The sequence below is a fragment of the Bacillus sp. ISL-39 genome (assembly GCF_018613295.1).
Classification (GTDB): domain Bacteria; phylum Bacillota; class Bacilli; order Bacillales; family Cytobacillaceae; genus Mesobacillus.
Genome location: NZ_JAGGQM010000016.1, coordinates 55,773 through 78,696, shown reverse-complemented (window position 1 = coordinate 78,696; position 22,924 = coordinate 55,773). Strand labels below are relative to the sequence as shown.

The following is a 22,924-nucleotide window of genomic DNA, read 5'->3' as shown; positions in this document are numbered from 1 at the left end:
TGAATCGTTTTTGCATTTAATACGTATTAGTAAAAGGCTGTTTGTAAAGATTGTTGGTAAAATCCTAAAGCCGATTTTAACGTATATAAAGTCATTTTGCTGGTCGGTATTAAGTTTGCATGCTCTTTTCTCATTATAAAGAGTCAAGTTTGCAAAGAAAAAATGTCATTCAATCCTATTTTTTAGTCAATAGCAACAAAGTTTGAGAAAAGAGCCTAGTAAAAACAAGGAGTGAAGGCTTTGAATGAATATGAATTGAAGGCTTATGAAGAGGTCCTTGCCTGGAAGCGGAAGCTGAATAAACGCTCTAGCCTTTTGGCGCGTGCATCTAAAAGAGCGCAGACGAAAGTGAATGAGCTGATTCCAGACAAAGTCCATCAATTTTTAACGGAGAGCATTAAAAATATGGTCAAGGCAACTCTGGCTGGATCGAATTACACAACGAGAAAACAGCAGGGAACAGGGCTGACACTTGCCGAAAAAGACCAGCAGCTTCTGAAAAAGCTGTCAGGATACAAGAGGACAGCAGCCGTCGAGGGGGCTGGAACTGGAGCCGGGGGCATACTGCTTGGAATGGCAGATTTTCCATTGCTTTTATCGATAAAAATGAAGTTTCTTTTTGATGCTTCATCTGTATATGGTTTTGACCCTTCAAGATATGAAGAAAGGCTATTTATCCTTCATGTTTTCCAGCTGGCTTTTTCAAGTGATGACCATCGAAAGCAGACACTGGATTTGATAGAAAACTGGGAAGCAAGAAAAGCTGAATTGACGGAACTGGATTGGCAGCAATTTCAGCAGGAATACAGAGATTATATTGACTTCGTCAAAATGCTGCAGCTGATGCCTGGGGTTGGAGCTGTTGTTGGAGCTTACGCAAATTACAATCTGCTTGACCAGCTTGGAGAAACTGCGATGAACGCCTATAGAATGAGAATACTGCAAACACCTCCGCAACCATGAGGAGCGGAGGTGTTATGCATTGGATCTTTAAGCTAATGTTTCACTTTTTTTATGCTTGATCTGTCCCTTTGTTTGATAGTTGAGCGCGGCTGCGCAAAGAGTCTTTGCCGCGATGACCATTGCTTTTTCGTCAAAATCGAATCTTGGGTGGTGGTGTGGGTACGACCCGTCTGATTCAGGCTGTGCCCCGGTGAAGAAGAAGGTACCTTTTACATTCTGCAGGTAGTAGGCAAAGTCCTCGCCGCCCATTTGAAGGTCGCTCTCTTCAATTTTTGTCACTTCCGGTACTTTAGTTGCGCAGTCAATCAGGAACTCAGTTTCTGCTGCATGGTTGACGACGGCTGGATAGCCTTTTTCATACTGGTAATCATAGGTGCAGTCTGTTGCCAGGCAGGTGCCATGGACTACTTTTTCAATTTCCGAAGATATGAAATCCCGGGTTGATTCGTTGAATGTCCTTACTGTGCCGATCAGCTTTGCTTTATCGGCAATTACATTAAAGGCATTGTCTGCTACGAACGAACCTACGGTCACAACTGCGGAATCAACAGGATCGACACGTCTGCTGACTATTTGCTGTAAGGTCGAAACAAGCTGAGCTCCAGCGACGATGGCGTCCTTTGTTTTATGCGGCTGGGCGCCGTGTCCGCCTTTTCCCTGGATCGCTATTTCAAACCGGTCAGCTGCCGCCATAATGGGCCCGATCCGGTATTGGATTGTCCCTGTCGGTTCAGTGGCCCACAGATGGGTACCGAAAATCACATCTACATCTTCAAGACAGCCGTCTTCAATCATCGAGATTGCCCCGCCTGGAGCATACTCCTCAGCATGCTGGTGAATCATCACATACGTTCCCTGCAAATTTCCCCTGTTTTCAAAGAGTACTTTTGCAAGCACCAATAATGTTGCTGTGTGGCCATCATGGCCGCATGCATGCATCACACCGGGAACTACTGATTTATATGGTACATCTTTCTCGTCCTGAATCGGCAGGGCATCAAAATCAGCTCTAAGGGCGACCGTTTTTCCGGGCTTTGCACCGTGGATTTTTGCGACTACTCCATTTCCGCCCACATTGGCTCGGACCTCAACGCCAAGTTTTTCATAATACGATTGGATATATTTAGCTGTGTTCACTTCCTGGAAAGACAATTCAGGATGTTGGTGCATATACCGGCGGATTTCCACCATTTCCGGAAAAAGGTTATCTATCTTTTTAAAAAGCTGATCCTGCAATTGATTCATCTCCTTATGTAAAATAGTTTGATAATTTAAATAATTATAGCACATAAATAGAATAAAAACATTTTAGAATCCTAGCAAAAGAAGCTCCCGTGAAGGAAGCTTCGTATATAAATGGAGCCACCTGAGTGGCATCCAGTGTTTTAAGTCATATAAGGAACATTGCAACGATCGTGGTGACAATAAGGCCGATTGTGACCGGAAGCAGATTCCTTCTCGCTAATTCGAACGGATCGACACCGCAAATTGCAGCTGCCGGAATCAATGCCCATGGAACTAAGGTGCCGCCGCCAACCCATATGCCAGCAATTTGGCCAAGGGCAGTAAGGGTAGCCGCTCCGGCCCCTATGGCAGTAGAGAAAATCGCTGCCACCGACCCTGCCAGAGAAATTCCGGAAAAGCCTGATCCATCGAGACCAGTGATTGCGCCGACAGCAGTGAGGGTCACCGCACCCACTTCAGCGTTGAGCGGGACAACAGAAGCAAGCGCCACTCCGAGGTCATTTACAATTCCCTGCGAAGTTTTTGGCAGGAATTCCCCGATGATTTTTGTGAAGCCTGAATCTCCAAGGTAGAAGAAGGCGGCGATTGGGATGACTGCTCCGAAAACCTTGAATCCGAACTGGAATCCATCGATGAGGTAGCTGGTTGTTTTCTCGAGCCCTTTATTTTTATGTGCGGCGATGGAAATGAGAAGAAGGATGAAGATCGAGGTCCCGCCTACCAGTGCGGTTGCGTCGCCTCCTTGTAAGTCGAGAATGGACATTGCTGCGACATCTGCTGCAAATAAAATCGGAACCAGGAGGGCGAAGAATTTTCTGGCACTGTCTGATAGCAAGCTTAGATCACTAGTTTGATCCAGTTCTACTTCGAGCGTACCGCCGCCCTTTAGTGTGCCGTTTCTCATGTCTCTTTTTAACAGATAGAAAGCGGTGACCGTTGTGACTAGACCCATGACAATGACAAGCGGGATACTGGCCTGAACAACCGAGCTGACAGGAATGCCAGCTGCATCAGCCGTCAGCTTTGGAGCAGCCTGGATGACAAAGTCTCCAGAGAGAGCAATTCCGTGCCCGAAGAGGTTCATTGCTACGGCTACCCCGAGCGCAGGCAATCCGACTCTGACAGCAACTGGTAAAAGGACTGCCCCCATCAATGCTACAGCAGGTGAAGGCCAGAAGAACCAGGATATGACCATCATGACAATACCAATCGTCCAATAAGCAAGCGCGGGTGTTTTGATCAGCTTTGCAAACGGGGATATCATCGCATCATTGATCCCGGTCACCGTAAGTGTCCTGCTCATCGCCACGATAATCGAAATAACAAGAATAGTAGGCAAAAGCTCGGTGATCGCATATATGAAGCTATTGAATATGCTGCTGACCGACCCACTCAAGGATCCCGTAGCGACGATGGCCAATAAAAAGATACCGGTAATCGATATAAGGGTTGTATCTCTTTTCATGACCATGAAACCGATAATGAGTAAGATGAATAAAACATATATCCAATGTAGTGCGGATAATTCTACAGCCATGGTATAAAGCTCCTTTCTAAATGACATGCTGTTTGCCCTTTATGCAATATAGGCAAATTTCCTAATTGAGTACTACAGGATATGATGGCAGCAAAAAGGTGTGAGCGGTATTGGGGATTTTTTTTCGGTCTCGAGACGGAGAGGAAAAGCTTCTCAGGAGGGGCGGAAAATGTCCATCCATCTTTTAATATGAAGCTATGATTCTATCCTGAGAACCAGCGATGTTTAACATAAAAAAAGGATTATCCCAGCTGGAAAAGAATAAGTGATTATGCTGGAAAGAAAGAAGGGGGAAGTTTTGGGGACACGTTCTATGAATCAGATAGCCGCTGCTGTCTTACTTTCAGCCATAGGGGTTATTCTGCTGCTAGTCAATTTAGGTGTCATTTCCTTGGAAATAAAAGAACTTTTTGTCGTAACATATCCTTTTCTACTCATTGTGTATGGAATAGTGGTTTTGTTGCAGAAGCGATTTGGCTGGGGGTCATTCATAGTCCTATTTTCATCACTGCTGATCATGGACCGTTTTGGCCTGGTTGTTTTTCAATTTCTTGATGTGTGGAAGCTTTGGCCTGTGGTGTTGATTTATCTAGGTGCAGCCATTCTGTTTAACAGCAGAAAAATAAAGGTTATTTACCGAACTGATTTTCCGTCAGCCAAGGAGAAGGAAAATATCCCGGCGACCGAAACGTCCTTGAAGAAAATTCGCGGAGTATCGATGGGCAAGGTAACATTCAAAAAGCAAAACTGGGCAGTCGAACCAATGGATTTATACAATATGGTCGGTGAATATTTTATCGACTTCAGCAAGGGCTTCATTCCTGACAGGGAGACGCCAATAAGGGTGAGAGGCTGGATTGGTGAAGTGAAAATGCTCATTCCGGAGGATGTCCCGGTAAACATCAATGCTGTCATAGGTATCGGTGAAGTAAAGCTCTTTGATTATGCCGAGGAGCAAATAAAGCATGTAGTTGCATATAAGTCGGATGATTATGATCAGGCACTAAGAAAATTGAACATTACGATCGAATTGAAAATCGGTTCTGTGAGGATTGATCGGGTGTAGGGGGGAGTAGCAAATGACAAGTATACGCTTATGGTTTATCCAAACGTTCTTGATGATGGCTTTCATAACTTCCCTCATCCTCTTCATCGGCCTTCAAGTTTTTTTATTCCTTGTTCCCGACAGCGGCCTTTCGACTGCTATGACCTTCTGGTTTTGGCTGTATAGCTTTGTCGTAATGGCTGCAGCTGGATTTTATTTCAGTTTACGAGGAAGCTATGTAATCAAAGGACGCCTGGGTGACATTTTTCAGTTTATTGCCACATTGCGCAGAGGCAAATTCACGGAAAGAATGAAAACGGATGAAAGAGATGAGATCGGACTCATTTCAGAAGAGCTTAATCAGTTATCTGAATACCTTCAGGAGCAGGTTCATTCATTGCAGCGGCTGGCAGAGGAAAAAACAGAGCTATCCAAGACCGCAAAGTCGGCCGCCATCATGGAGGAAAGGCAAAGGCTTGCCAGGGATCTCCATGATGTAGTCAGCCAGCAGCTATTCGCGCTTAGTATGATGTCATCTGCTTCACTGAGATGGTTTGACCAGGAACCAGAAAAGGCCCGGAAGCAGCTGGAGCAAATTTCTGGGATAGCGGGCAAAGCACAGGGTGAAATGAGGGCCCTTCTTCTTCACCTGAGGCCTGTCCAATTGAGCGGCGAGAGTTTGTGCGAAGGTATCATTAAACTGATCAGGGAGCTGAAGCAAAAAACGAACCTGGCATTCGAAGCAAGTGTCGATGAAATCGAGCATCTTTCGCAGGCTGCAGAAGAGCATATATTTCGGATTGTCCAGGAAGCACTTTCGAATATCCTGCGCCATGCCGAGGCAACAAAGGTGAAATTGGTGCTTGCGGAGGAGCAGCAATACATCCATCTATATATAGGTGACGATGGTAAAGGCTTTGACATACACGAAGAAAAGATGACATCTTATGGCCTTAAGACAATGCGGGAACGGTGCGAACAAATTGGCGGTACATATAATATCCGTTCAAAAGCGGATGAAGGAACATATATTGAAATACGGATACCGGCCTTGAGGAGGGAAGAGTAATGGGGAAAATAAGGGTTGCGGTAGTTGATGATCATGAAATGGTACGGAAAGGCATCATTTCCTATTTAGAAACTGAACCGTCAATTGAAATTGTGGGAGAGGCGGATAGCGGAAAAAGGGCCGTTTCACTTGTAAAGGAAACAAAGCCGGATGTTGTCCTGATGGACCTGTTAATGGAGAATGGATCGGGTATTGATGCAACCAGGGAGATTCTAAGCTTTTATCCAGAATGTAAAATCATCATCATCACGAGCTTTTATGACGATGAACAGGTTTTTCCGGCCATTGAGGCAGGGGCATTCAGCTACATGCTAAAAACTGCGACTGCGTCAGAAGTCATCAAGGCGATTGAAAAAGCTTCCAGAGGGGAGACGGTCATTGAACCAAAAGTGGCCAATAAAATGATGAAAAGGCTGAGACCGCAAGAGCGTAAACCACATGATGAACTGACAGAACGAGAACTTGATGTCTTGAAATGTATTGGTGAAGGTATGACAAACCAACAGATCAGCGAGGAGTTATTCATCGGTGTCAAAACCGTCAAAACCCATGTTTCGAATATACTGGGTAAACTCGGTTTGTCCGACAGAACGCAAGCAGCTGTTTATGCAAATCGTAACGGTTTGATCAAGACGACATAAGTGGAGGAGGGTGTCAGGAGATGACACCCTCTTTTATATTGGAAAAGTCTAATACTTAGCTGTGCTAGGATGGAGGCGAAATACGGAGTGGGTCAGCAAGAAGCGCCAACCATGGCCCTAATGAAGACAGAAAATGGCGATAGATTAACCAAAAGCGTAATCCATCACTCTTATGGAGACAAGAAATGATGGTTGATCAGAAAAAAAGCGTCATCCATGGCCCTGATGGAGACGCGAAACGGCGGTAGATCTGCAAAAAGCGTAATCCATCGCTCTGATGGAGGCATGAAACGGCGGGTGACAAGAAAAAAGCGTCATCTATGGCCCTGATGGAGGCGGGAAACGGCAGTTGATCAGAAAAAAGCGCCATCCATGACCGTGATGAAGACGCGAAATGGCGGGTGACAAGAAAAAAGCGCCATCCATTACCTCAATGGTGGCGCGAAAAGGCGACAATCATTCGCCTTCTATATAGTATTTCGAAACATATGAGGCACTCTCAAAAATATTCGGTCTTGCGGCATCTATTCCTGCTTCTGTGCCGCGTTTTTTGTGTGCATTCTCATAAGCCTTCGTTTTTTGCCAGTTCTCGAATGCTCCTTCGTTTTCCCATATTGTCAAAATGATATAAGTGTTGGATCCTAAAGGGCGAAGAACGCGGATTGCAACAAAACCTGGTTCATTCTCGATTAGCCTTGGCCTGTTCAAAAATCGGTCTTCAAAAAGGGGACGGCCTTCATCTGTTACGGGGATATTGTTGAGAACAGCGAACCCTTCATGGTCAAGTGAACCAGCGGAATCAATGATTTCATATTTCCTTGGTGAACTGAACACTGTTTTTTTGTCTGTCTCATGAACAAGGAGTGATGATTCATTGTTGTTCATCAAGATCATGGTTTCACCCTTGTGTTTTTCTTTTAATTTCAGCAAAAAATCTGGAGTTCCCGATGTAATAAATAGATTCATTTTCTCACCTCATCTAATAAAAGTACGTTACTTCTATTATACTAATTGTATGCTGATTAACCAAAGCTATCATCTGTTTTCCCTTTTATAGAGGAAGTAAAAGTAAAATTCGTCAAATTTTCAACAATTTAAAGCGTTTCCTATGAAATCGGCTGATAAAAACGATATAGTGTATATAGTTTGTTTTTTTGTTATAACAGCGCGAGGCTATCGCAAATCCGATTCGATAAATTGTTGTTTTTTATTTTAATCCTTTTATATTACAATGGAATACAGACATTACTGAAAGGTGGATTTCCCCTAATGAGCAAGATGATTAACGATACATTTTTAAAAGCGGCCAGAGGAGAAGCAACAGATTATGTTCCGGTCTGGTATATGAGACAGGCTGGAAGGTCACAGCCTGAATATAGAGAGATAAAGGCAAAATATTCCCTATTCGAAATTACGCACCAGCCTGAGCTTTGCGCATATGTCACAAGGCTTCCTGTAGAACAATATGATGTTGATGCGGCGATTCTATACAAGGACATCATGACACCTCTGCCAGCTATGGGCGTGGAAGTGGAAATTAAATCTGGGATTGGACCCGTCATTTCCAATCCAGTAAAAACATTGGCTGACGTTGAAAAGCTAGGTGCGATCAACCCTGAATCAGATATTCCGTACGTACTTGACACAATCAAGCTTCTTACAGAAGAACAGCTGTCTGTACCATTGATCGGCTTCTCAGGAGCACCGTTCACGCTTGCAAGCTATATGATTGAAGGAGGGCCTTCAAAGAATTACAACAAGACAAAAGCATTTATGTACGCTCAGCCTGAAGCATGGTTCGCGCTGATGGAAAAGCTAGGCGATATGGTGATTACATATGTTAAATCTCAAATCAAAGCCGGGGTTAAAGCAATCCAGATTTTTGATTCTTGGGTAGGAGCACTGAATGTCCAGGATTACCGAACTTTTATCAAGCCAGTAATGAACAGGATTTTTTCTGAACTGAAGAAAGAAAATGTTCCATTGATTATGTTCGGTGTTGGAGCAAGCCACCTTGCCATGGAATGGAACGATCTTCCGCTTGATGTTGTTGGACTGGACTGGCGTCTGCAAGTGAGCGAGGCTCGAGAACTAGGAATCCAGAAAACTGTCATGGGAAATCTTGATCCTGCAATCCTCCTTGCACCATGGAATGTAATAGAAGAAAGGGCAAAGGCGATCCTTGATCAGGGTATGGCACAGCCAGGCTACATCTTCAACCTTGGGCATGGTGTATTCCCATCAGTAAACCCGGAAACATTGAAAAAGCTGACTGCTTTCATCCATGAGTACTCTGCCTCAAAACTAGGCAAATAGCCTCTATTCTGCTTCAGAGCATTAGGTTTGGTAAAATGGTCTGATTTTTGGCAGAATAGTAGCTTAGAGACACGAAAAAGAGGTGCAATCATGACTAAGAAGAAGATGGGTTTGCTGGTTATGGCATATGGCACACCCTACAATGAAGAAGATATTGAACGATATTATACACATATCCGCCGCGGACGCACTCCGTCACCGGAAATGCTTGAGGACTTAAAACAGCGTTACGAAGCAATTGGCGGTATTTCTCCACTTGCGAAAATCACCGTTGCACAGGGCGAGAAGCTTGAACAGCATTTGAACAGCGTCCAGGATGACATTGAATTCAAGATGTATCTTGGTCTAAAGCATATCGAGCCGTTCATCGAGGATGCCGTGAAGCAAATGCATGATGATGGCATTGAAGAGGCAGTCAGCATCGTGCTGGCTCCGCATTTTTCAACTTTCAGTGTCAAATCGTATAACGGGCGTGCCAAAGAAGAAGCGGAAAAGCTTGGAGGACCTGAAATTGTATCGGTTGAACAGTGGTACAATGAACCGAAATTCATCAAGTACTGGTCTGACAGAGTGAGTAAAACCTTTGCTGAAATGCCTGCTGATGAGCGCGAGAATTCAGTATTGATCGTTTCGGCCCACAGCCTTCCGGAGAAGATTCTCCAAATGGGCGATCCGTATCCAGAACAATTAAAAGAAACAGCTGACTTGATTGCCAACCAGGCAAATGTGAAAAATTACGAGGTCGGCTGGCAAAGTGCAGGAAACACACCTGAACCATGGCTAGGGCCAGATGTCCAGGACTTGACGAGAGACCTGTACGAGGCAAATGGCTATAAAGCCTTTGTATATGTTCCGGCTGGATTTGTTTCCGACCATCTGGAAGTTTTGTATGACAATGATTATGAGTGCAAAAACGTGACGGATGATGTCGGAGCAAGTTATTACAGGCCTCCAATGCCAAATACAGAGCCTGAATTCATTGATGCATTGGCAGATGTTATTTTAAAGAAACTGTCAACTTCACGTTAGGCTGCTTTCGCATTGATTGTTGCTTTTCTTACATGTTCTAAAACCGCATTCCTGAATTAAGATAGCATTTATACAGGTTGAGATAGCAACAATGATTACGAAAAGAGCCTCGCTAAAACTTACTTAAAGAAGGCGATTTACCTTGACAGAAAAAAAGAAAGTTGTAATTGTAGGGGGCGGCATAACTGGTTTGGCGGCAGCATACTATTTGCAAAAGCATGCCAGGGAGAACCAGCTTCCTCTTGATGTGAAACTGGTCGAATCCTCCCATCGTGTCGGCGGGAAAATGCAAACGTATGTTAAAGATGGCTTCGTCATTGAAAGAGGACCAGATTCCTTCCTGGAACGAAAAGAGAGCGCAGGCCGACTTGCCAGGGAAGTGGGTTTAGGAGATAAATTAGTCAATAACAGTACGGGGAAATCTTACGTGCTGGTAAAGGACAAGCTCCATCCTATGCCTGGCGGATCAGTGATGGGAATTCCTACCCAGATCGGTCCCTTTGTTACAACCGGCCTATTTTCCTGGCCAGGTAAGTTCCGGGCTGCTGGAGACTTTTTTATGCCACCTTCAAAGGTAAAAGGTGACCAGTCCCTTGGTGAATTTTTCCGGCGCCGGCTTGGCGATGAGGTCGTTGAAAACCTGATTGAGCCCCTGCTCTCCGGTATTTACGCCGGGGATATTGATAACATGAGCCTCTTGTCTACTTTTCCGCAATTCTACCAGGTGGAGCAGAAATACGGGAGCTTGATTCTTGGCACAAAGAAGACAGCTCCCTCAGCAAAAAAGAAGCCTGCCGAAACTGGGCAGGCTAAGAAAAAGGGAATGTTCCTGACCGTGACGACGGGTCTGCAATCGTTTGTCGACGCCATTGAGTCGAAACTTGAACCCGGTTCTGTCATTAAAGGAATAAGGGTCGATAAGGTCAGCAAACTGGAGAATGGTTACCGTCTGAGACTGAGCAGCGGTGAATCGCTCGATGCAGACAGCATTCTATTAGCTGCACCGCATGAAGCAGCCCTGCATATGTTCTCCGACCACGAACATGTTTTTGATCCATTCCGCGACATGCCTTCTACATCTGTTGCGACGGTTGCCATGGCATTCCCCGAAAGTGTCATAAAAGAAGATATAGATGGTACCGGCTTCGTTGTATCAAGGAACAGTGATTATACAATCACTGCCTGCACCTGGACACATAAAAAATGGCCTCATACTACTCCTGAGGGAAAAGTCTTGCTCCGCCTTTATGTCGGCAGACCAGGTGACGAGGCGATTGTCGAGCTTTCGGACGATGAAATCATCAAGATTGCGCTCGAGGATTTAAACAAAACAATGGATATCCAGACACAGCCTGATTTTGCGGTAGTGTCACGCTGGAAAGAAGCCATGCCGCAGTATACTGTTGGGCATAAGGAAAGAGTCGCGAATCTGAAAAATGATCTGGCCAGTGAGCTTCCGGGTGTCTTCGTAGGCGGCAGCTCCTATGAAGGAGTCGGCCTTCCAGACTGTATAGACCAGGGAGAAGCAGCCGTCGAAAAGATCCTGTCTTATTTGAAGCTTCATGGATAAAGGCCGTTTCTTCATTGCTTATTGCGAACATACTGCTCTTGATAAAAAACCCTTTTAGGGTTTTTTATTTTTCCATTCTTGCCATAGTGTTAAATACATGATAAATTAATAATTGACGTACTGACCATTTTTCTCATTTAGTCATTTTTGGAGGTGATTAACCATGGCGGTCGACCGGAGACAGCAGATTCTTGAAGCGGCAACCAACTCTTTTTCACTTTACGGCTATAAGGCGACTACGATTGATCAGGTTGCAAAGCTGGCGAACGTTGGTAAAGGAACGATTTATACCTTTTTCAAAAATAAAGAGCAGCTTTTTGATGAAATCATTAATAGCCTCATCAAAGAAATGAAAGAAGTCGCAAATGAAGCAGTAGCTCCATCTGTTTCTTTTTATGAAAATGTCCACAGAGCTTTATATAGACTGCTGGAGTTCCGTAAAAAACATCAATTGACGATCAAACTCTCGCAAGAAGCCCGGGATATTGGCACACCCGCTGTTCTGGAGGTTATGGATAAATTAGAATCGGCCATTCTAAGCTTTATTAAGGAAAAGGTCATCCAGGCAATCCAAAAGGGTGAAATAAAGGAATGCGACCCGGAGATTACAGCCTTCATTATGATGAAGCTTTATATCGCGCTGATCTTTGACTGGGAAAAAAAGAACGAGCCACTTGAAAAAGAAAAAATCTCAGATCTGTTTGAGTTCTATATTTTTAAAGGATTGTCTGATTAAGGATAGTCCTTATTTTTAACAGTTGAATGACCAAATGAACAAAACGGTCAATTAATACAACATGGAGGACTAAAATGAAAAGAAACCTATTCACCCAAGAATTACTATCTATTTTTAGCAATAAGAAGCTTCTTATTCCGATCATTGCCGTCTTGTTCATACCGGTTCTTTACAGTGGAATGTTTTTATGGGCATTCTGGGATCCGTACGAACATCTTTCAGAACTTCCCGTTGCTGTTGCCAACAGTGATTCAGGGTCAACGATTGATGGTGAGAAGCTGGAACTGGGTAATGACCTTGTTGAAAAATTAAAGGAAAATAAGGATTTTGGATTTGAGTTTGTGTCCGAAGAAGAAGGGACTAAAGGGCTGGAGCAGCAAAAATATTATATGCTCATCAAAATCCCTAAAGATTTCTCTGAGAATGCATCAACTTTGATGGAAGATCATCCTGAAAAACTTGAGCTTGTTTATATGCCTAATGAGAGCTTCAACTTCTTATCGGCACAGATTGGCGGAACAGCAGCAGAAAAAATCAAAGCATCCGTGTCCGAGAAGGTTTCTGAAACGTATGCTGAAACCATGTTTGACAATATCGGCGAATTGGCCGATGGTCTGTCAAGAGCGAGTGACGGAGCTGCAGACTTGAACGACGGAGCAGTCAAGCTAAAGGATGGCAGCCAGGAGCTGTATAATCATTTATCTGGTTTGGCAAGCAAGTCGATTGAGTTCAACAAGGGGATAAGTTCGGCTAATTCCGGAACAAAAGAGTTGGCTTCTGGAGCTGGGAAACTTGCTGGGGGCCTTGGCCAATTGGTGGAAGGCGAAACGAAGCTGGAGGATGCTTCGGGGAAACTTCTGGCAGGCCAGAAAGATTTACAGGCAGGAGCTTCAGGAGTTAAAGCAGGGTTAGATCAAATAAATAGCAAGATACCAGCAATGATCAAGGGAACTACTCAAATTGAAGAAGGTTCTGAAGAACTCGGCCAGAACCTATCAGCATGGAAAGCAGGGGCTGATGAAGCTGCCGGCGGTGCAGCTGAACTTCATGCGGGCATTCAAGAGCTTAAGAAGCAAATGGAGGCTATGGCGCCTTTATTGGGTGAATATCCTGATAAACAGCAAAAGCTAGCCCAGGCGCTTAATGAACTTGAAGCTGGCAGTGCAAGCCTTGAACAGGGAACATCGACACTTTCGGATTCGGCAGGTGCACTCGCTGGCGGTTCAGAGACAATTTCAGCAGGCTTAAAAGAAGTAATTGCAGGACAGGACCAGCTGCAACAGGGAATTTCTGAACTTGCAGCAGGCAGTGGACAACTTGAAATAGGTGCTGCAAAGCTGGCAGCCGGACATGAAGAATTTCATACTGGCCTTCAACAGTTCGGTGACAAGCTAAGTGAGGCGAAAGCTGGTTCTGCTGAGCTGGCGAATGGAAGTTCCCAACTTGTTGGTGGAATGGATCAGCTGGCATCTGGTTCCGCAGCCATGACGGATGGCGCGGATCAACTGGCATCAGGTGCTGAAAAATTGTCAGAAGGCAATACAAAAGTGGCGGATGGGACGGCAAAGCTTGCTGAAAAGCTGAAGAAGGGAGCAGGAGAAGCACAGCTTAATCCAAATGAGGATACTTATAATATGCTGGCGGCACCAGTCGAGCTGCAAAGTGAAACATACAAAGCAGTTCCAAACTATGGGACAGGGTTTGCACCATACTTTTTATCTCTTGGTTTATTTGTCGGTGCATTGCTGCTTTCAATCGTATTCCCATTAAGGGAACCAGCTGGTGTTCCTGCCAGCGGCGTAAGCTGGTTCTTCGGAAAATTTGGTATTCTGGCAGGAATCGGCGTATTGCAGGCACTTGCAGCAGATGCCATCCTTCTTTTAGGGCTGGGTCTAAAGGTAGAGAGCACTCCGCTATTCCTTATTTTCTCGATTGTTACAAGCCTGACTTTCATTGCATTGATCCAGTTCCTTGTGACATTGTTAGGAGATCCAGGCCGTTTTGTTGCAATCGTCATCCTGATTTTGCAGCTTACGACAAGCGCAGGAACTTTCCCGCTGGAATTAATACCAGGATTTTTACAGAAGTTTAATGCGTTTTTGCCAATGACTTATTCAGTACAAGGATTCAAAGCTGTCATTTCAAGCGGGGATTTTAGTTTCATGTGGCAAAATGCAGGGATTTTGGGCGGGTACATTTTAGTCCTGGCTGCAGGCACAGCATTATATTTCAATTGGATGTTCAAACGGAAATTCGCCATGTTAGCTGAATAACGAAAAGCAATAATCAATTCGAAAAAACAGCCATAACCAAAAAAGAAGCCAGCTCAAAGATATCGAGCTGGCTTTTCATGTGCAGTTTGACAACTGCGGGAAAGGGATTGTATTACACCCGGAAAACCGGGGAAGGAAAACGAATTAATCTTGATTTATAGTTGTATAAATCTACTTCGAGAAATGTCCAGCTCCACCGCCTAGCCAGTTTTCATCTCCGAGAGTACTTCTCTTGAGTATCTTGCGAGAAGCTTCAGCTTTGAGCAGCTCGAGACGTTTGTCTGGTTTCGCCTCCTAGAAACTCCGAAACTTCAACTCTGCCGGCAGGGTCGGAGTCTCCAGTTTCTGTGTTTCTGGGCAGTCGGCAATACTTATCGACTTCGGTCCGTCCAATGAAGTCAAAGAACGACTTCACTGGTCAGCCCTCCGTGGCACACGATGTGCTAGACCCGCCAGACACAGGACGTGGCGTTATAGGCGTGCAACGCTTGTCGGGCTGAACAAGGCGCTTGCGCTTTTCTTATAGTTTACCAGGGTCCATGCATCCATCACACTTATTTCCGTAGCATTCATGCTGTTCATCAATCGATTCTCCACACTCAATACATTGCTTCTTCGGCAAATTACGAAAGAATTCTACGACATTTTCAATCATGCTGTTCCCTCCAAACAAGTTGTGTTTTGGTACAGATTTATTATTTACTTTATTGTATTATAACAGAATGGATGGCGTCAATCATAATTTTCTGAAAAAGCCGTTAAAGTGAAAAAATGGGCAAAATGAAGTATAGTGAAAGAAAAAGAGTGATAATAGGAGGGAAATCATTGAAGCTGACAATAGTAGGGTTCTGGGGTGGATACCCAAAGGTGAATGAAGCCAGCACTGGATATTTGCTCGAGCATGAAGGTTTTAAGCTAATGATCGACTTTGGCAGCGGCGTACTGGCGAGACTCCAAAATTTTGTCCAGCCAGAAGAGTTGGATGCCTTGGTACTGTCGCATTATCATCCGGATCACATCGCTGACATAGGCGTATTACAGCATGCCCGTCTGATACAGGGGTTCCTGGGGAAAAAGTCCCCGCAGCTTCCAATTTACGGACATACTCAGGACAAGCAGGAGTTTGCGAAGCTTACATATAAAAACATCACAAAAGGGATCGCTTATGATCCGGCAAAAAAACTTTACATAGGGCCTTTCACGATTTCATTCTTGTCTGCCGTCCATCCGGTTCCTTGCTATGCAATGCGGATTGAAGCTGGAGGTAAGTCACTTGTGTATACTGCCGATACTTCATTTAAGGAAGAGTTCATCCCATTTGCTTCGGGAGCAGACTTGCTGCTTTCTGAGTGTAATTTTTACGGGAACCAGGATGGCAAAGGTGCGGGGCATATGAATAGCTATGATAACGGAAAGCTTGCTTCCGAAGCGGACGTTAAACAGCTGGTACTTACCCATTTGCCGCATTACGGAGAAATTGACCAGCTTTTTTCTGAAGCTTCTACAGTTTTCAATGGCCCGGTTACCCTTGCGCGGGAAGGGCTCGAAATCACTCTATAAAAGGAGACTCAACCATGTTATTTATTGATAATAAGGGAATCACAGATCCAAGGATCAACCTGGCAATTGAAGAATATGCCTTGAAGAACCTGGATATCAATGAAACTTACTTACTCTTTTATATAAACGAACCATCCATCATCATTGGCAAGAACCAGAACACAATCGAAGAGATCAATACGGAATATGTCGAGAAAAATGGCATCCACGTTGTCCGCAGGTTATCCGGAGGCGGAGCTGTATACCATGATCTTGGCAATCTGAACTTCAGCTTCATCACGAAGGACGACGGAGAAAGCTTCCACAACTTCAGGAAGTTTACCGAGCCAGTAGTTACTGCCTTAAGAAAACTTGGAGTTGATGCGGAGCTAAGCGGGAGGAATGACTTGCTGGCAGAAGGAAGAAAGATATCCGGAAACGCACAATTTTCGACCAGAGGACGCATGTTCAGCCACGGAACCCTGCTGTTTGACTCGGAAATCGAAAGCGTCGTTTCCGCGCTTAACGTAAAAAAAGATAAAATAGAATCTAAAGGCATCAAATCCATTCGCAGCCGAGTTGCGAATATCTCTGAATTCCTCTCAGAAAAAGTGACAATTGAGGAATTCCGTTCGCTTCTGCTGAAAAATATCTTTGATGGACTGGATGATATTCCGGAGTATGTCTTAACAGAGAAAGACTGGGAAAATATCCATGAGCTTTCTAAAGAAAGGTACCAGAACTGGGAATGGAATTATGGGAAATCTCCTAAGTTTAACCTGCAGCATTCGCATCGTTTCCCGGTTGGGCAAATCGATGTCCGTTTTGAGGTAAATAAGGGGATCATCGAAAACTGCAAAATCTATGGGGATTTCTTTGGTGTAGGCGATGTCACCGAAATCGAGGACAAGCTGACAGGACTTAAATATGAAAAGTCTCAAGTTGCCGATGCGCTGAAAGAAGTGGATATCAAACATTATTTCGGAAATATTTCTAAAGAAGATTTCATTAACTTAATATATTAAATTTAGAAACGTGGTATTGATGATACCGCGTTTTTAATTTATTTAATGTAAAATTGGTAGAATTTCGACATATTTTCCTTGAATCCATAATTTTCTTTCAATATAATATATTTAGAAAACTTTTTACAAAGTTTGGTGACTCTTGTCACCGCAAAGGGGGAAGGGAGTTAATGAATCTTTCATCACAGCTTCATCACACTGCCTCAATGCTGGGCAATAAGCCGGCATATTTTTTCATGGACAAAGCAAGCACCTATGCAGAGCTAGATGCTGCTGTAACGAAGTTTGCTTCTGGTCTTGAGAAACTAGGGGTAAAAAAAGGCGATCATATCGCATTGTTGCTAGGAAACTCTCCACATTTTGTCATCAGTATGTACGGAGCGCTAAGGCTCGGTGCAACAGTCATTCCCATCAATCCAATTTACACAGCAGATGAAATCGGCTATATCTTGAACAATGGCGATGTAAAAGTAGTCGTCGGGCTAGACCTGATGCTGCCGCTCGCAGAAAAAATGCATCAGCTTCTGCCAAAGGTCGAACACTTCGTGATTGCGGAGACAGGTCAGAGCCAGATGTCTGATGAGGAATTGTCCAAGCTTTCTTTAGGTTCAAAAATGAAACCGTTTACACATGTCGTTGGTGCCGGAGACCTTCATTTCAAGGGTCCTGAACTGAATGATGATGATGTCGCAATCATTCTTTATACGTCAGGAACGACAGGCAAGCCTAAAGGGGCTATGCTTACACACGAAAATCTTTACAGCAATGCGAAAGATGTAAGCGATTACCTTAAGATGAATGAAGATGACAAGGTAATCACAGCTCTGCCGATGTTCCACGTTTTCTGTTTGACGGTCGCTCTTAATGCGCCGCTGATGAACGGCGGAACACTGTTGATTGTCCCTAAATTCAGCCCGGCAGAAGTGTTCCGGATTGCCAGGGAATACGAGGCAACTGTTTTTGCAGGCGTGCCGACGATGTATAACTTCCTATTCCAGTATCCAGAAGGAAATCCCGAAGACCTTAAGTCACTTCGACTGTGTATTTCTGGCGGTGCTTCACTTCCGGTTGCGCTTCTTCAGAATTTCGAGCGCAAATTCAATGTAATGGTTTCAGAAGGATATGGTTTGTCGGAGGCCTCACCGGTAACTTGCTTCAACCCTCTTGACCGCCCGCGCAAAGCAGGTTCAATTGGAACCTCAATCGTGAATGTTGAAAACAAGGTTGTCAATGAAATGGGAGATGAAGTGGCTCCCGGGGAAGTTGGCGAATTGATTGTCCGCGGCCCGAACGTAATGGCAGGCTATTATAAGATGCCAGAAGAAACAGCTGCGGCTATCAGGGATGGCTGGTTGTATACAGGTGATCTTGCCCGCATGGACGAAGAAGGATATTTCTACATCGTTGACCGAAAGAAGGACTTGATCCTCGTCGGCGGATACAATGTATATCCGCGTGAAGTCGAAGAAGTATTATATAACCATCCTGATGTAGTTGAAGTAGCTGTCCTCGGCGTTCCGGATCCGAATTTCGGCGAAGCAGTCAGGTGCTATGTTGTCAGCAAGAATCCTGAATTGACCGAAGAGCAGCTGCTGGACTATTGCCGGGAGCACCTGGCAAAATACAAGGTGCCAAGCGCGATCGAGTTCCTCGAAGAACTTCCGAAAAATACAACAGGGAAAATTTTAAGAAGAGCATTGAAAAACCAGGTTCTGCAGGGACAATAAACTATGAAATGAGAGGCAGGCGCCCGTGCCTGCCTCTTTTTTGAAGGCTCTTTTCTCAAACTTTGTTGCTCTTGACTACAAAATAGAATTGAATGACCTATTTTTCTTCGCAAAGTTGACTCTTTTGTGAGAAAAGAGCATGCGAACTTAATACCGACCAACAAAATGGCCTACTATTACGTTAAAATCGGCTTTAGGATTTTAACAACAATCTTTACGAGCCTTTTTGAAAAGCAGAAGGAAATTTGTACTTGAGGCTAGAATGTCAATGGAGAAGGAGTTGATCAGTATGGGTAACATCACTTTTCAATTAGAGGGATATACAGGAATTGTCACGCTGAATCGTCCGGACGCATTAAATGCTTTTAATTATGATACGCTAGATGAATTGCAGAAGGTCATTGAGAAAATCAGGACAAACCGTGATGTAAGGGTCGTGATTTTTACAGGAGCGGGTGAGAAAGCATTCAGTGTTGGCGCAGATTTAAAGGAGCGCCGTACACTGTCTGACGAGGACGTAAAGAGGAACATCTATAAAATTGGAGAGGTCTTCACGATGATTGACCAGTTGCCGCAGCCGACAATCGCAGCAATCAATGGATTTGCCTTCGGCGGCGGAATGGAGCTTGCCCTGGCATGTGATTTCCGTGTTGCCGCGGCTGAGACGCAGATGGGATTGACGGAGACGAGCCTGGCGATCATTCCTGGTGCAGGAGGAACCCAGAGGCTGCCAAGGCTGATCGGCCAGGCAAAAGCATTAGAGCTGATCTTGACAGCGCGCCGGCTGAAAGCGGAGGAAGCTCTCGATTATGGCCTCGTTACCGCCGTAGTAAAAAAAGAAAACTTGCTTGATGAATGTATGAAATTTGCCGAAATGATGCTGGCTAACGGACCTGTCGCACTGCAGCAGGCAAAGTATGCCGTCAAACAGGGAATGAACGCAGACCTGCAGACAGGACTGCAAATTGAGCGCAAAGCCTACGAAGTCACCATCCCGACAGAAGATCGCCTCGAGGCACTGGCAGCGTTCAGCGAGAAACGAAAGCCAGATTTTAAAGGAAAGTAACTCAACACGGCCGCGGCCGTGTTTTTTTATGTGCAAAGACTGGGTTTTTGACCGCTAATAAGGATGTTGACTACCTTTTGCAATCAATCGGCGGATTTTTAAATATATCGACAGCACTTTCCGAGAGACCAACTGCTTATTTAGCAGTCTGCCGGGCCTGGGTATTAATACGCATAAATTATTTCGATAAAAGAAACACTTTTCCAAGCTGCTGGAAGTATGTATAATATATTTTAATTGATTAAAGGATTTTATATTTTACATAGAAAGGCGGGAAGCGAGTGGAAAGTACATTGGTTGTTAAGCAGGCAACAGATTTTAAAAGAGGAATTCAATCAGGCATCAGTATTGCGATAGGTTATATGCCGATTGCACTTACCTTTGGCTTGATCGCCAAGACAACAGGACTTGCGCTCGGTGAAACGGTCATGATGAGCATGCTGGTGTTCGCGGGGGCCGCACAGTATATTTCGTTAAGTCTCCTTGCGCAGGGGATAGGGATCTTTGAAGTCATTCTGACGACCTTTATCGTGAATATCCGCCACTTTCTCATGTCTGCGTCCTTGAATGAAAAGGCAGAAGAGGATACCGTAGGTGCAAGAATGGGCTATTCATTCGGGATCACGGATGAGACATTTTCAGTCGCCGCGACACGAGAAGGTACTGTCAATGCCCGGTATATGTTTGGCTTGAACCTTACTGCTTACTCGAGCTGGGTTGTTTTCTCCGGGCTGGGCTTCCTCATCGGTGCAGGATTGCCTCAGACACTGCAGGAAAGCATGTCAGTCGCATTATATGCCATGTTTGTGGGCTTACTGGTCCCATCGATGAAAGGTAATGTAAAAGTTGTATACCTGGCCGTACTCGCAGCTGCGTTTAATTCGATATTTACAATGGCTGAACTCATGTCCACAGGCTGGGCCATCGTGCTGGCAACATTGCTGTCAGCGATTCTTGTAGAGGCAGTTGAAACATTCAAGAAAGGCAGGAGGGCAGAAACACATGAGTAAAGAAATTGTCATCATGATCATAGGTATGGCTATCGTTACCTATATACCGAGGATGCTTCCATTTGTAATGTTCCGCGGAAAAGAACTGCCTCCATTCCTGCAAGGCGTCCTGAAAAATGTCCCATATGCCACACTGGGAGCGCTGATCTTCCCGGCAATCCTGTTCATTCAGGAAGACATCTGGTACGGACTGATCGGAGCCGCCGCCGCCTTCATCGTTGCCTTTATGGGAGCAAATGTCATAGTGGTCGTAATTGGTTCGATCTCCGTTTTGACTTTATATTCTTATTTCTTTTAGATCTGCTGGGTGCAGGTCTATTTTTTATGTATAAATCATTACCTGAATAAAAACGGGCGGGCTGATTGCAAAAATAAATGAAATGTTGACAAGATGAATGAATAGATTATAATTAACTTTATTAATTCCGACTAAAACAATAAGCTTTATTAGAATAGGGTGGTTTAATTGTTTATTGAAATCAGCAATGTACACAAACAATACGCGGACAAAAATAATCACCAGGTTGATATTCTAAAAGATATTAATCTAGAAGTAAATAAAGGGGAATTCGTATCGATTCTTGGGCCATCCGGCTGCGGAAAATCGACACTTCTTTCTATAGTAGCTGGACTGACTCCAGCAACGAGCGGCGAAATTACAGTCTCTGGCAAAAAGATAGATAAACCGGGAAAGGACAGAGGAATGGTTTTCCAGCAGGCGGCGCTGTTCCCGTGGCTGAATGTATTGGAGAATGTTCTCTTCCCGCTTAAACAGGAAATGCCAAAGAAACAGGCCGAAGCGGAAGCAAAGAAACAATTACAAAAGGTACAGCTTAGCAAATACCTTTCTCACTATCCTCATGAGCTATCAGGAGGGATGCAGCAGAGGGTGGCGATTGCAAGGGCGCTGGCGATGAATCCGGAAATCCTTTTGATGGATGAACCATTCGGAGCTCTGGATGAACAAACTCGTTCGCGGCTTCATGAACAGCTGGAGACGATCTGGGCAGAAACTCAGAAAACGATCTTGTTCGTCACTCACAGCATCTCTGAATCCATTAAACTATCAGACCGGATCATTGTGATGGGAACGAAGCCAGGGGTGATCCTTAAGGATATTAAAGTAGAGATTCCAAGGCCCCGCCATGAGCATAAAAAAGAGATGGTGGAACTGGAAGAATATATTATGAGTTATCTGAAGAAGGAGATCGACAAAGTCATCAGGGAGGAGCTTGCAGATGAATCCGCACATTAAGAGAATCATATTTTTCTCAGCAATCATTGCATTCTGGTACGCAGGAAGCAAGCTTGAATGGTGGATGCCCATCATCCTTCCATCTCCGGAAAAAGTCCTTGAGGCACTGGTCACAGGCTTCGAGGATAAAACTTTGATCTATGATCTGATCGCCAGCTTCAAACGTCTTGCGATTGGTCTCGGTCTCTCCCTTGTAATCGGGACTGCGCTTGGAGTCCTGCTCGCAAAATCCAAAACGGCGGATGAGACACTGGGCACAATCGTTCTCGCGTTCCAAAGTGTACCTAGCATTGTATGGCTCCCCCTTGCGATCATGTGGTTCGGAATGAACGAGAAAGCTGTTATTTTCGTGGTGGTTCTCGGAGGAACATTTGTCATGACACTTAATATTAGAGTTGGGATTAAAAATGTTTCGCCATTATTTATAAAGGCCGCGAAAACGATGGGAGTGACAGGCTGGAATTTATATAAAAGGGTTATTTTTCCGGCAGCGATCCCTTATGTGGTAACCGGCTCAAGACTGGCCTGGGCATTTGCCTGGAGGGCTCTGATGGCAGGGGAACTTTTAAGCACGGGCCCGGGTCTCGGATATACGCTCCGTTACGCCTCGGATTTCGGCAATATGGGTCTCGTGATTGGCGTCATGATCATTATTGGTGTCATTGGAACAATCGTAGACCAGTTAATTTTCCAGCGTATCGAAAAATCAGTGCTTAATCGCTGGGGACTTGATTCATAAAGGCTCTTTTCTCAAACTTTGTTGCTATTGACTGCACAATAAGACTGAATAACCTTAATTTCTTCACAATGAGAAAAGAGCTTGCAAACTTGGTATCGAAATACAAAATGGGTATGATCACGTTAAAATCGGCTTAGGA

General features: G+C 44.6%; 21 protein-coding genes. 17 read left to right on the top strand and 4 right to left on the bottom strand.

Annotated elements, in window-relative coordinates:
- Window positions 1-240 precede the first annotated feature (240 nt).
- Window positions 241-963 (top strand): EcsC family protein, encoded by a 723-nt coding sequence (locus J7E37_RS13485; protein WP_215024429.1) that lies wholly within the window; start codon window positions 241-243, stop codon window positions 961-963.
- Window positions 964-990: 27 nt separating this feature from the next.
- Here the strand turns inward: J7E37_RS13485 and J7E37_RS13480 are convergent, their stop codons facing one another.
- A complete protein-coding gene (locus J7E37_RS13480) occupies window positions 991-2,208 on the bottom strand; it encodes a M20 family metallopeptidase (protein WP_215024427.1) in 1,218 nt (405 codons plus the stop codon).
- A gap of 145 nt (window positions 2,209-2,353) precedes the next feature.
- Window positions 2,354-3,745 (bottom strand): hypothetical protein, encoded by a 1,392-nt coding sequence (locus J7E37_RS13475; protein ID WP_214781824.1) that lies wholly within the window; start codon window positions 3,743-3,745, stop codon window positions 2,354-2,356.
- A gap of 313 nt (window positions 3,746-4,058) precedes the next feature.
- Here J7E37_RS13475 and liaF point away from each other — a divergent pair, with 313 nt between their 5' ends.
- The 3 genes from liaF to J7E37_RS13460 are packed head-to-tail and all read left to right on the top strand — an operon-like array spanning window position 4,059 to window position 6,500.
- Window positions 4,059-4,811, top strand: coding sequence for a cell wall-active antibiotics response protein LiaF (gene liaF / locus J7E37_RS13470; protein WP_251009658.1), 753 nt, complete (start codon window positions 4,059-4,061; stop codon window positions 4,809-4,811).
- A 13-nt stretch (window positions 4,812-4,824) separates the two neighbouring features.
- A complete protein-coding gene (locus J7E37_RS13465) occupies window positions 4,825-5,859 on the top strand; it encodes a sensor histidine kinase (protein ID WP_215024423.1) in 1,035 nt (344 codons plus the stop codon).
- The gene (locus J7E37_RS13460; protein WP_214781830.1) at window positions 5,859-6,500 is read left to right on the top strand and encodes a response regulator transcription factor; all 642 of its coding nucleotides are present in this window, start codon (window positions 5,859-5,861) and stop codon (window positions 6,498-6,500) included. Before J7E37_RS13465 ends, J7E37_RS13460 begins: the two co-directional genes overlap by 1 nt.
- Window positions 6,501-6,956: 456 nt before the next feature.
- Here the strand turns inward: J7E37_RS13460 and J7E37_RS13455 are convergent, their stop codons facing one another.
- Window positions 6,957-7,466: an antibiotic biosynthesis monooxygenase family protein gene (locus J7E37_RS13455; protein ID WP_215024421.1), complete on the bottom strand. Its 510-nt coding sequence runs from the start codon at window positions 7,464-7,466 to the stop codon at window positions 6,957-6,959.
- A gap of 303 nt (window positions 7,467-7,769) precedes the next feature.
- On the opposite strand from J7E37_RS13455, the gene hemE reads away from it, so the two are divergent.
- The 5 genes from hemE to J7E37_RS13430 all read left to right on the top strand — a co-directional run bounded on the left by hemE (window position 7,770) and on the right by J7E37_RS13430 (window position 14,424).
- Window positions 7,770-8,816 carry a uroporphyrinogen decarboxylase gene (gene hemE, locus J7E37_RS13450; RefSeq protein ID WP_215024419.1) on the top strand — a complete coding sequence of 349 codons (1,047 nt, stop codon included), beginning with the start codon at window positions 7,770-7,772 and terminating at the stop codon, window positions 8,814-8,816.
- A gap of 90 nt (window positions 8,817-8,906) precedes the next feature.
- Window positions 8,907-9,845 carry a ferrochelatase gene (gene hemH, locus J7E37_RS13445; RefSeq protein ID WP_215024417.1) on the top strand — a complete coding sequence of 313 codons (939 nt, stop codon included), beginning with the start codon at window positions 8,907-8,909 and terminating at the stop codon, window positions 9,843-9,845.
- Window positions 9,846-9,987: 142 nt separating this feature from the next.
- Window positions 9,988-11,415 (top strand): protoporphyrinogen oxidase, encoded by a 1,428-nt coding sequence (gene hemY, locus J7E37_RS13440; protein WP_215024415.1) that lies wholly within the window; start codon window positions 9,988-9,990, stop codon window positions 11,413-11,415.
- Between the two features lie 163 nt (window positions 11,416-11,578).
- A complete protein-coding gene (locus tag J7E37_RS13435) occupies window positions 11,579-12,151 on the top strand; it encodes a TetR/AcrR family transcriptional regulator (RefSeq protein WP_214781840.1) in 573 nt (190 codons plus the stop codon).
- Between the two features lie 74 nt (window positions 12,152-12,225).
- On the top strand, window positions 12,226-14,424 hold the full coding sequence (locus tag J7E37_RS13430; RefSeq protein ID WP_215024413.1) for a YhgE/Pip domain-containing protein: 2,199 nt from the start codon (window positions 12,226-12,228) through the stop codon (window positions 14,422-14,424).
- 520 nt (window positions 14,425-14,944) lie between these two features.
- On the opposite strand, the gene yhfH is transcribed toward J7E37_RS13430, so the two are convergent.
- Window positions 14,945-15,079, bottom strand: a complete 135-nt coding sequence (gene yhfH, locus J7E37_RS13425) for a protein YhfH (RefSeq protein WP_214781845.1) — start codon at window positions 15,077-15,079, stop codon at window positions 14,945-14,947.
- 170 nt (window positions 15,080-15,249) lie between these two features.
- Between yhfH and J7E37_RS13420 the strand changes: the two genes are divergently transcribed.
- From J7E37_RS13420 to J7E37_RS13385, 8 genes are all read left to right on the top strand, one after another.
- On the top strand, window positions 15,250-15,984 hold the full coding sequence (locus J7E37_RS13420) for an MBL fold metallo-hydrolase (protein WP_215024411.1): 735 nt from the start codon (window positions 15,250-15,252) through the stop codon (window positions 15,982-15,984).
- 14 nt (window positions 15,985-15,998) lie between these two features.
- Window positions 15,999-16,988, top strand: a complete 990-nt coding sequence (gene lplA, locus J7E37_RS13415; RefSeq protein ID WP_215024408.1) for a lipoate--protein ligase — start codon at window positions 15,999-16,001, stop codon at window positions 16,986-16,988.
- A 170-nt stretch (window positions 16,989-17,158) separates the two neighbouring features.
- Entirely contained in the window at window positions 17,159-18,715 is a 1,557-nt protein-coding gene (locus J7E37_RS13410; RefSeq protein ID WP_215024406.1) for a fatty acid--CoA ligase family protein, read from the top strand.
- 289 nt (window positions 18,716-19,004) lie between these two features.
- The gene (locus J7E37_RS13405) at window positions 19,005-19,781 is read left to right on the top strand and encodes an enoyl-CoA hydratase-related protein (protein WP_215024405.1); all 777 of its coding nucleotides are present in this window, start codon (window positions 19,005-19,007) and stop codon (window positions 19,779-19,781) included.
- A gap of 281 nt (window positions 19,782-20,062) precedes the next feature.
- Window positions 20,063-20,791 (top strand): AzlC family ABC transporter permease, encoded by a 729-nt coding sequence (locus tag J7E37_RS13400; RefSeq protein WP_353050020.1) that lies wholly within the window; start codon window positions 20,063-20,065, stop codon window positions 20,789-20,791.
- Window positions 20,784-21,089, top strand: a complete 306-nt coding sequence (locus tag J7E37_RS13395; protein WP_102261771.1) for an AzlD domain-containing protein — start codon at window positions 20,784-20,786, stop codon at window positions 21,087-21,089. The genes J7E37_RS13400 and J7E37_RS13395 overlap by 8 nt, the downstream gene beginning before the upstream one ends.
- Before the next feature lie 168 nt (window positions 21,090-21,257).
- Window positions 21,258-22,046: an ABC transporter ATP-binding protein gene (locus tag J7E37_RS13390; protein ID WP_215024403.1), complete on the top strand. Its 789-nt coding sequence runs from the start codon at window positions 21,258-21,260 to the stop codon at window positions 22,044-22,046.
- Window positions 22,030-22,785, top strand: a complete 756-nt coding sequence (locus J7E37_RS13385; RefSeq protein ID WP_214781859.1) for an ABC transporter permease — start codon at window positions 22,030-22,032, stop codon at window positions 22,783-22,785. Before J7E37_RS13390 ends, J7E37_RS13385 begins: the two co-directional genes overlap by 17 nt.
- The last annotated feature ends 139 nt before the right edge of the window (window positions 22,786-22,924 follow it).

What these genes read in the sequence shown, in the direction of transcription:
- J7E37_RS13480 (WP_215024427.1), bottom strand. Translation starts at nt 2,208, where the DNA reads ATGAATCAATTGCAGGATCAGCTTTTTAAAAAGATAGATAACCTTTTT.
- J7E37_RS13475 (WP_214781824.1), bottom strand. Translation starts at nt 3,745, where the DNA reads ATGGCTGTAGAATTATCCGCACTACATTGGATATATGTTTTATTCATC.
- liaF (WP_251009658.1), top strand. Translation starts at nt 4,059, where the DNA reads ATGAATCAGATAGCCGCTGCTGTCTTACTTTCAGCCATAGGGGTTATT.
- J7E37_RS13465 (WP_215024423.1), top strand. Translation starts at nt 4,825, where the DNA reads ATGACAAGTATACGCTTATGGTTTATCCAAACGTTCTTGATGATGGCT.
- J7E37_RS13460 (WP_214781830.1), top strand. Translation starts at nt 5,859, where the DNA reads ATGGGGAAAATAAGGGTTGCGGTAGTTGATGATCATGAAATGGTACGG.
- J7E37_RS13455 (WP_215024421.1), bottom strand. Translation starts at nt 7,466, where the DNA reads ATGAATCTATTTATTACATCGGGAACTCCAGATTTTTTGCTGAAATTA.
- hemE (WP_215024419.1), top strand. Translation starts at nt 7,770, where the DNA reads ATGAGCAAGATGATTAACGATACATTTTTAAAAGCGGCCAGAGGAGAA.
- hemH (WP_215024417.1), top strand. Translation starts at nt 8,907, where the DNA reads ATGACTAAGAAGAAGATGGGTTTGCTGGTTATGGCATATGGCACACCC.
- J7E37_RS13435 (WP_214781840.1), top strand. Translation starts at nt 11,579, where the DNA reads ATGGCGGTCGACCGGAGACAGCAGATTCTTGAAGCGGCAACCAACTCT.
- J7E37_RS13430 (WP_215024413.1), top strand. Translation starts at nt 12,226, where the DNA reads ATGAAAAGAAACCTATTCACCCAAGAATTACTATCTATTTTTAGCAAT.
- yhfH (WP_214781845.1), bottom strand. Translation starts at nt 15,079, where the DNA reads ATGATTGAAAATGTCGTAGAATTCTTTCGTAATTTGCCGAAGAAGCAA.
- lplA (WP_215024408.1), top strand. Translation starts at nt 15,999, where the DNA reads ATGTTATTTATTGATAATAAGGGAATCACAGATCCAAGGATCAACCTG.
- J7E37_RS13410 (WP_215024406.1), top strand. Translation starts at nt 17,159, where the DNA reads ATGAATCTTTCATCACAGCTTCATCACACTGCCTCAATGCTGGGCAAT.
- J7E37_RS13405 (WP_215024405.1), top strand. Translation starts at nt 19,005, where the DNA reads ATGGGTAACATCACTTTTCAATTAGAGGGATATACAGGAATTGTCACG.
- J7E37_RS13395 (WP_102261771.1), top strand. Translation starts at nt 20,784, where the DNA reads ATGAGTAAAGAAATTGTCATCATGATCATAGGTATGGCTATCGTTACC.
- J7E37_RS13385 (WP_214781859.1), top strand. Translation starts at nt 22,030, where the DNA reads ATGAATCCGCACATTAAGAGAATCATATTTTTCTCAGCAATCATTGCA.